General features: G+C 54.1%; 6 protein-coding genes. 1 reads left to right on the plus strand and 5 read right to left on the minus strand.

Annotation, left to right across the window (positions count from 1 at the left end):
* The 5 genes from RMSM_RS22335 to csrA form a co-directional block, all read right to left on the minus strand.
* On the minus strand, nt 1–865 hold an 865-nt coding region (locus tag RMSM_RS22335; protein ID WP_008701684.1), incomplete at its 3' end, for a flagellar cap protein FliD N-terminal domain-containing protein.
* Between the two features lie 307 nt (nt 866–1,172).
* The gene (locus tag RMSM_RS22340; protein ID WP_008701687.1) at nt 1,173–3,623 is read right to left on the minus strand and encodes a flagellin N-terminal helical domain-containing protein; all 2,451 of its coding nucleotides are present in this window, start codon (nt 3,621–3,623) and stop codon (nt 1,173–1,175) included.
* A gap of 475 nt (nt 3,624–4,098) precedes the next feature.
* Complete coding sequence (locus tag RMSM_RS22345; protein WP_008701690.1) at nt 4,099–6,207, minus strand: flagellin N-terminal helical domain-containing protein; 2,109 nt, start codon at nt 6,205–6,207, stop codon at nt 4,099–4,101.
* A gap of 435 nt (nt 6,208–6,642) precedes the next feature.
* Nucleotides 6,643–6,789: a hypothetical protein gene (locus tag RMSM_RS41205; RefSeq protein WP_160168347.1), complete on the minus strand. Its 147-nt coding sequence runs from the start codon at nt 6,787–6,789 to the stop codon at nt 6,643–6,645.
* Between the two features lie 43 nt (nt 6,790–6,832).
* Nucleotides 6,833–7,060: a carbon storage regulator CsrA gene (gene csrA / locus RMSM_RS22350; protein WP_040768968.1), complete on the minus strand. Its 228-nt coding sequence runs from the start codon at nt 7,058–7,060 to the stop codon at nt 6,833–6,835.
* A 729-nt stretch (nt 7,061–7,789) separates the two neighbouring features.
* Between csrA and RMSM_RS22360 the strand changes: the two genes are divergently transcribed.
* Nucleotides 7,790–8,139, plus strand: a 350-nt coding sequence (locus tag RMSM_RS22360; protein WP_144057866.1) for a hypothetical protein, incomplete at its 3' end; no start/stop codon positions are given.

The raw sequence follows: 8,139 nt of genomic DNA on the forward strand, positions 1-8,139 counted from the left end.
ACAAGTCGATGCTGGCCGAAGAACCGTCCGAAAGCGTGATATCGAGATTGGTTAGCGGTCCAACGCCGCTGCCACCGGCCAATTCACTTAGTGCGGCACCGCGAACCGATTCCGTGCCATCGGGAAGGTCCAGCTCAAGCCCCGTCACGGTGCTGCTAGCAACATCGACACCCCAAATGCCGAGGTCTGCTGCGGTTTCCGCATCACCGAGCTGTTCGACGATCAAATTGCTATCGGTCGAGCCGGTATTGTCGATTAATTGAAGCGAATTGCCCGACGTTGTCGCACGGACATTGATGTCCGCATCATTGATCAGCGAGATCACATCGTCCATGTCTCGCGCACTGGAAAAATCGATTTCTGCGGATTTTCCTGAGCGGTCGGTAATCCGCACGACACCGGGTTCAACACCACGGCCATTGTTCAGACTCGAAAGCGCAACCGAATCGTCGATCAGATTTTCGCCGTGGTCAATATTAAGTTGGCCGGTAAACCCCAACGCGGTATCGGTGGCTTCAAATCGTTGTAATGAGGTGGTTTTGTGAGTCGACGCAGTTTGCAGCGTACGCACCACATGGGTACCCACTTGGGCCGCACTTCCGCTCTTGACCGATAACGCATCGCTGTTGGATGAGGTCGACGTTTTACTTTTGAAGAGCGATGAACTCGATAGCCGATTTCCGGCCAGCTGGACACCAATCACCGACGCCGTCAACTCGGCGATTGCCGCTTGTTTATTAGCAAGCAATTCGGTGCTGGCGATCAGACGATCACGCGGCTGGGCACTGATTGCAATCAATTGATCTACCGTACCGACAATATCGGTTCCGGTGACAAGACCGACGGATGATTGAATTCGCCCCATGACTGTTTTGCAACGCTAGTAATAGGAGTGCGGCATTGCGATCATTCGCAAGCTGCGTCTTGTAGGGTCGAGAAGTGCCAAATGAAGCACCGGGCGAGCAGCACGCACCCCGTCCACGGTTGGATCTGCGCAAGACTCTCCACTATTCCCTACCTCACAATCGACTATTACCAGCCCATTCGTCCAGAAAAAGATCCGCTATTGACGGCACTCTGTGACGATTCGAGGGATTCTGCGAGAATGACATATAGCCGGCCGAGATCTCTCTCGACCGGCCGTATGCCAGTCAAACAGGAACAATGAGGTCTTATCGTAGAAGCGATAGGACGTTCTGAGGGTTCTGGTTGGCAAGCGACAGCACGTTGGTGCCCGATTGGACCAAGATCTGAGCCCGTGTCAGATTCGCCGACTCTTGGGCAAAGTCCGCGTCTCGAATCGAACTTTCCGCCTCTTGCAAATTGGCCATGGTTTCATTCAAGCTGACCAAGTTGCTTTCAAGTGTCGTCGATTGGAACGCACCCAAACGACCGCGGATGCTGGTCACTTGGTCGATCGCCTCGGTCACAATTTGAGCGGCTTTGTTAGGATCGGTGTTCAAAGCCGCAGCCTCGCCACTGCCGAGTTGAAACAGTTTTCCCGAGGTTCCGCCGAGTCGAGCCGAGCCGACGCTGCCAATTCCAATCCGAGCTTGCTGGTTGCTGACCACGTCCGAACCGAGTTGGAACAGAGCCCCACCGCCGGTGATGGTGAAGTCGACGCTGTCGCTCGAGCCCGCTTCGACGGTAATCGCGACGTCCAAGGTCGAGGTGTTGATCGACAGCTCGTTACCTTTGCCGTTCGCATCGACTCCGTTGATCTTGGCTTGGATATCGGCCCCTGTATCACGAGCTCCGGCACCGATCGCAGTATCGAAAGTTCCACCGGCGTTTTCTTGGATGACACGCAGGTCGACCACCGCGTCGGATCCATATTCGCTGGAGGTCAACACAAGCGAGGTCCCGTCTTTGGTCGCGGTGACACCGGTCGCATCTTTGACCAAGTTGATCTGCGTGACGAGGTCGTCGATCCCGGTTCCGGCACTGACGTTGAAGACTTCCGAGCCGGTTTTACCGAGCAATTCGAAGACGACGTCCTCGGCCAATCCACCGGTCGCCAAACCACCACCGGCAAATGCCGTGGTGCTGTCGGTGTCGGTGCTGCCGTTGAAGGTCGTCAAAGTATCGCCCGCATCGGCTTCGGCTTCATACGTCCCTTCGGCGTTGATCGCATCGACAATATCGGACACAGCGACATCGGTATCGTCGTCCACGGTGATGGTGATATTTCCACTTCCATCGACCACGGCGGTCGGAGTGGTGGTTCCGTCCACTTTGCTGAACGTGATTGTTGCACCGTTGGCGGTTGCCCCGTTGGTCGCTGCGGTCAACGAGATCGCTGAAGTCAACGTCGCTGCGTCCACACCCCCGGTCAAATCGGTCGCGGTCGGAGCTGCAGTCGTGTTGTCGTAATCGCCAACGGGTGGCGTATCGGTATTGGTGGTCGTAGCACTGTAGCCGCTGATTCCGTCAATCGCGGCTCGAATTTCTTCGAGCGTAGTCGTGCCGTTGTCATCAACGACCACCTCGATATCACCATCGACATTGATGCTAGCACTCGTGGTCGCTCCGTTGGTCTTGGTAAATACCAACCCGACGTTTCCAGCCACCCCGTCTGCATCGGCGGTAATGTCGATCGTTGCGGTGCTGGTCGATGCGTCTGCACCGCCGGTCAGCGACTCATTTCCACTGGCGACGACATCGGTATTGTCGACGTTCACGGCGGCAACACTCGAGAAATCAAAATCAGTGTCGCTGGACAATTCTGCCGCAATGGCAGCTAGCGTTTTGCCTTCTTCCAGCGTGATGGTCACTTCACCTGGGGTGGAGCTGTCGATCGACGATAGCGTTCCCGAACCAACGGTCTGCACAATGATGTCCAAACCTTCGCCAGCGGCTCCCTCAAACGCTCCGCCGGCTTTGGCGGCAAACGTGAAGTCCCCTGCATTTGGCAACGTGATCGTGCCCGATGTTGCATCGGTTCGAGCATTGGCTTGCGTAAATTCAAGCGATCCTGCCGCACTCGCAGGAGCAACGGTACGGGTCAGATCAAGCGAACCCGCTGATTTCGATGCGGCAGTGGCATCAGGAATATTGGCGATCGAGACGGTGGCTTGTTCCGCAGCGGCGGTAACCGAAACCGAAACGTTCAGCGAACCATTGGGACCAAGATTCGCTTGGTCGATTTGCAGGTTGCTGATTTTGCTAAAGTTCGTGCCTGCTTTGGTCAAGAAGTCCAAACCACCATCGAGCAGCTTACGCCCCTGGAACGTCGTCGTTTGTGCGATTCGGTTGATTGCTTCTAAGGAGCTGTCGATTTGCAGTTGGTTCGCCGCGATTTCTTCGTTGCTCAGGGCACCGGTGTTCGCCGCTTCGACCACCAAACCGCGGACATCGTTCAGCAAATTGCTGACTTGTCCCAACGCACTATCGGCGGTGCTGATGATTTGGCTCGCACGCTGCGTGTTGCTAACCGCCTTGCCAAGACTGGTGATTTCTGATCGCAATGCTTCACTCGCGATCAAGCCTGCCGGGTCATCCGATCCACTGTTGATTCGCAAACCGGTGCTCAAACGCGTCAACGCGGTTTGCAAGTCATTGTTGCTCGATTGCAATCGGTTCTGAGCGACGAGCGAGGGAACGTTTGTATTGATTCTTGTCATGGTCTTAATTATTCCTGCGGCAAATCGAAAACGTGAAGGTACGAATCCGGCCGAAGTGAACCGGTGTTCCTGGAAAGGCTACGGAGTCGGAGCGACTCAAACCTCGGATCGACACTTTTGCCGACAGTGTGAAGATCGGATGTGACGCTAGAGAGTCTGCGGATATTGTCAACAAAACTGAATCGGTCGACTCGAAGATGGTCCGATATCAGGCATAGTCGTTACAGATTGACTAGATATCGCAGTTTCATGATCCGATTAGGCAAAATGGATTGGACTTTGCCAAGTTAGAAACCCCATAACACTTACGACCTGCCCCCCTCTGCTTGGGCGAAACCGGTTCACTTGGGGAGTTTCGACTCGCAATAGGTTGGGAATGGGAGCTGCGGGCGCAAACGAAAACAGGCCGCTCGAGAATATTCTCGAGCGGCCTGTCGCTACTATTAAAATCGTCTCTTCCGACGTGACTTCGAAATTATCGAAGCAACGAGAGAACGTTTTGAGGATTCTGGTTGGCCAGCGACAACACGTTGGTGCCGGATTGGACCAAGATTTGTGCCCGTGTCAGATTTGCTGACTCTTGAGCAAAGTCGGCGTCACGGATCGAGCTTTCTGCTTCTTGCAAATTCGAAAGCGTTTCATTCAAGCTGACCAAGTTGCTGTCAAGCGTTGTCGATTGAAACGCACCAAGTCGACCTCGGATACCGGTCACTTGCTCAATCGCTTGCCCAACAATTTCAGCCGCCTTCGATGGATCGTTCGCTAGCGATGCCGATCCACCCGAACTCAATTCGAACAACTTACCGCTGGTTCCACCCAAGCGTGCGCTGTTGACGCTGTTGATACCGATCCGAGCTTGTTGGTTGCCAACGACATCGGATCCGAGTTGGAATTTGGCACCACCGCCGGTGATATCGAAACTGATGTTATCACTCGATCCTTCTTCGACAGTCAGCGAAAGGTCAAGTGTCGAAGTATTGATGTTCAGGCTGTTGCCTTTACCATTGGCTTCGATACCGTTGACCTTGGCTTGGATATCGGCCCCGGTATCCCGTTTGCCGGCTCCGACCGCAGCGGTCAAGGTGCCCGTTGCCGCTTCGTTGATCACTCGCAAATCGACGACAGCATCGCTACCGTAATCAGTCGAGGTCAAACTGAGCGTTGTTCCGCTGGCAGTCGCTTTAACACCTGTCGCGTCGGAAACCAAGTTGATTTGGCTGACCAAATCGTCGATCGTGGTGTTCTTGCTGACGTTAAATACTTCCGATCCGTTACTTCCTTGCAGCTCAAATACGGCAGCTTCGGCCAAGCCGCCACCCAGATCGACACCATCGACCAAGTTGGCACTTGCGGCGGTGGTGATCGTCGGATCAAACGTCGTGAAATCACCTCCGGTTTCGATTTCGGCGGTGAAGTCCGTGCCTGCCGCGATCGCATCAACCACAGACGACAGCGTCACATTGGTGGCGTCGTTGACAGTGATCGTCAGGGCTCCGGTGTCGGAGTCAAACGATGCCGTCGGAGTCGTTGTGCCAGAATCTTCTACATAGCTAATGCTGGCAATGTTGCTGGCGGTGCCTGCGACATCAGCGGTAATATTTAGAGTGGCGGTTTCTGCGGTACCTGCATCGGCACCTCCTGCCAAACTCGTTTGCGTCAACGTCGCCGCACCGACATTGGTTGTTCCGCCGGTGGTGGTCAAGGTTGCGTCATCATCGTTGGCATCAACAAACGTATTAAACGCTGTAGCGATATCGTCCGCCGTGGCGGTCGAATCACTTGCCAGCGTGATTGTGTAGTCATCGCCCGACTTCGAGACCACCGGCGAAGTTCCCGTTCCACCCGATGCCACGACGGTGATGCTCAAATCGTCACCGGCCGCACCAGCGGTGTCCGCGGTCAGCGTGAAGTCTTCGCCTCCGAGTGTGAAATCCAGCGTCGATGCAACCGCTGCCGTTTGGCTGGTGAAAGTGATGTCGCCGGTTGCTGCCGTGGCTTCGATGCCCGCAGGAATATTCGCAACGTCGACCGACGCTTGCTCGGCCGCTTTGCTGACGGTGACATCCACCGAAACCTTTCCGGCGCTACCCAAGCTGGCTTGGTCAACCTGAAGATCTTTGACCTTGGAAAAATTGGTGCCGGCCGTGGTTTGGAAGCCCAAGCTGCCGTCGAGCAATTTACGGCCTTGGAAGGTCGTGGTTTGAGCGATACGGTTGATCGCTTCAAGCGAGCTGTCGATTTGCAGTTGGTTCGCCGCGATTTCCTCGCTGCTCAACGCTCCGGTATTCGCTGCTTCGACCACCAATCCACGCACGTCGTTAAGCAGGTTGCTGACCTGCCCCAATGCACTATCGGCGGTACTGATAATTTGGTTGGCACGGCTGGTATTGCTGATTGCTTTGTTCAGACCGGTGATTTCCGATCGCAATGCTTCACTCGCGATCAAACCCGCTGGGTCATCCGCCCCGCTGTTGATTCGCAAACCGGTGCTCAAACGTGTCAAGGAAGTTTGCAAGTCATTGTTACTGCTTTGCAGTCGGTTCTGAGCAACAAGTGACGAAACGTTGGTATTGATTCTGGTCATAGTTCTTTTAATCCTCTGATGTTGCGGCCAATCGCATACACGATGGTGGATCCGGCCGCTAAAAAGGACCGGCAGACATTAGGACTGCCTCGTTTTTTGGAACCGACCTTCGATTCCTACCCCATGAAGGCACTCTTGTCTGCCGAAAAGATGGGTTACGAAACGCATACCGACTGGGAAACTTGATCAAGCTTTTCCGTCAAGACACAAAATCCCACTAATCGTGGGAACCTAATCGCTACAACCGCTACAGAGAACGCAGAAACGAAAAAAGCCCTGGTCGACGCGGGGACGTCTTCCAGGGCTTTCGTGTTGTCTATTGAATTCGTTCTTCGCCACCCCACCTGCCCAAACCGACATCATGTCGCTTTGTCTAAGCCGTGGTTTGGAACCGCAACAAATTTGATCGCGCGGTTTGGTATCGCTTGTGATTGCTCAAGCCCATCCGATCTTTCGCAAACGCGACATCGCCGATACGCATTCAATCCGATTCGCCCCGATCACAGGGCGTTGGTCAAACAGGAACTGCATGACACCGATGCAAGCAGCAGCGTTAAAACCGCTACCATCGGAACTTGCCACTGCAGTGATTCATCCTGTTCAGGGGCAGCTACATCGCAGCGATTCAATCGCCTCGTTGTGGGCGAACGTCTTTGGTCGCCCCCGGCGCGGTTTGCGATGATTTGCGATTCTCACGCTGGATCGCATCGTAAACCTCTTGCCGGTGAACAGGAATCGACTGCGGAGCTTCGATCCCTAAGCGGACTTTGTCTCCTCGAATATCAACGATGGTAACAACAACATCGTCGCCGATCATGATGCTTTCGTCGCGGTGTCTGGAAAGGACGAGCATGGTGCCCTCGAAGTGGATGGATGGTTTGGAAGGTAATGTTTCGTATTGAGGAATCCTTCCTCAAATCAAATCAAGTCAAGAAACGGGCCAGCTCGTGGACTGTACTCCTCCTTGAACAAAACTAGAGATCGGATAAAAGCGTCAACGACATTGAATTCCGTCGCCAAAGTCTCATCATACCGGTCGTGCTGATTCATCCCAACATGATGCATCGCCACGTCTTAACCATTGCATCAGGCTCCGCCGGGCAGCGATTCAGCCAGTCGTGCGCCGTGATCAAGCGGAGTCGGGCGAGATCCATTCTTGATGGATGCAGAATCTCAATGACGACTCAATCGTTTGACGAGACTCATTGGACACAGCCATTCGGAAGCCTACGCTTTTTTTGCGCCTTCCCCGAACGAACCGCAAAATCGCGTTTCAAATTAACCAAACCTTCGTATCTACGAAGCATTCGTCGCATGAATACGTAAGCCGGAAAAAAACTCAGCAAAAAAGTTGGTCGGCGATGCAACCCGTTTCGACGCAAGAACGCCGTGTCAACGCCTACGTAACGTTTTGTACATGCAGCCGATCTCGGCATTTCATTGCACAGAATCGAATTACCATCTAGACGCCACCCCGTTATGTGGGGGATATTAATAAGTCGACGCTGCGAGACGAGTGGCGGCTTGTCTCGAAAGATGAACACACAGAAATCGCGTGGCCTTCCGAATGATGTTTCGTTCCGTGGACATATCAAATCGCATCGACAAAGCTCACCATATTCATTCTCGCACGTTTGAGTTGTCGAAGACTCAAGTCGTCAATGCGTTGTTGCAGTGGGCTGAAAACGCACCAGGTTCCAACGCATCAGGTTCCGAGCCGGATCTGAACCGTTTCACCGATTGCGTCTACATCAAAGATGCACACGGTTGCATCATCCGTGAAAACCAAGCGCTTTGCGACGTGTTCGCCAACGGTGGCACCATGATCGGCCGGACGGTCGGCAATGACGAAACCGATAACCACACCGACGCCGTGTTGTTGCTTGGAAACCCTTGGATCGAGTGTCAGCACTTCGCCGCGAATGCCGATGG

This window comes from Rhodopirellula maiorica SM1, assembly GCF_000346295.1.
Taxonomy (GTDB): Bacteria; Planctomycetota; Planctomycetia; order Pirellulales; family Pirellulaceae; genus Novipirellula; species Novipirellula maiorica.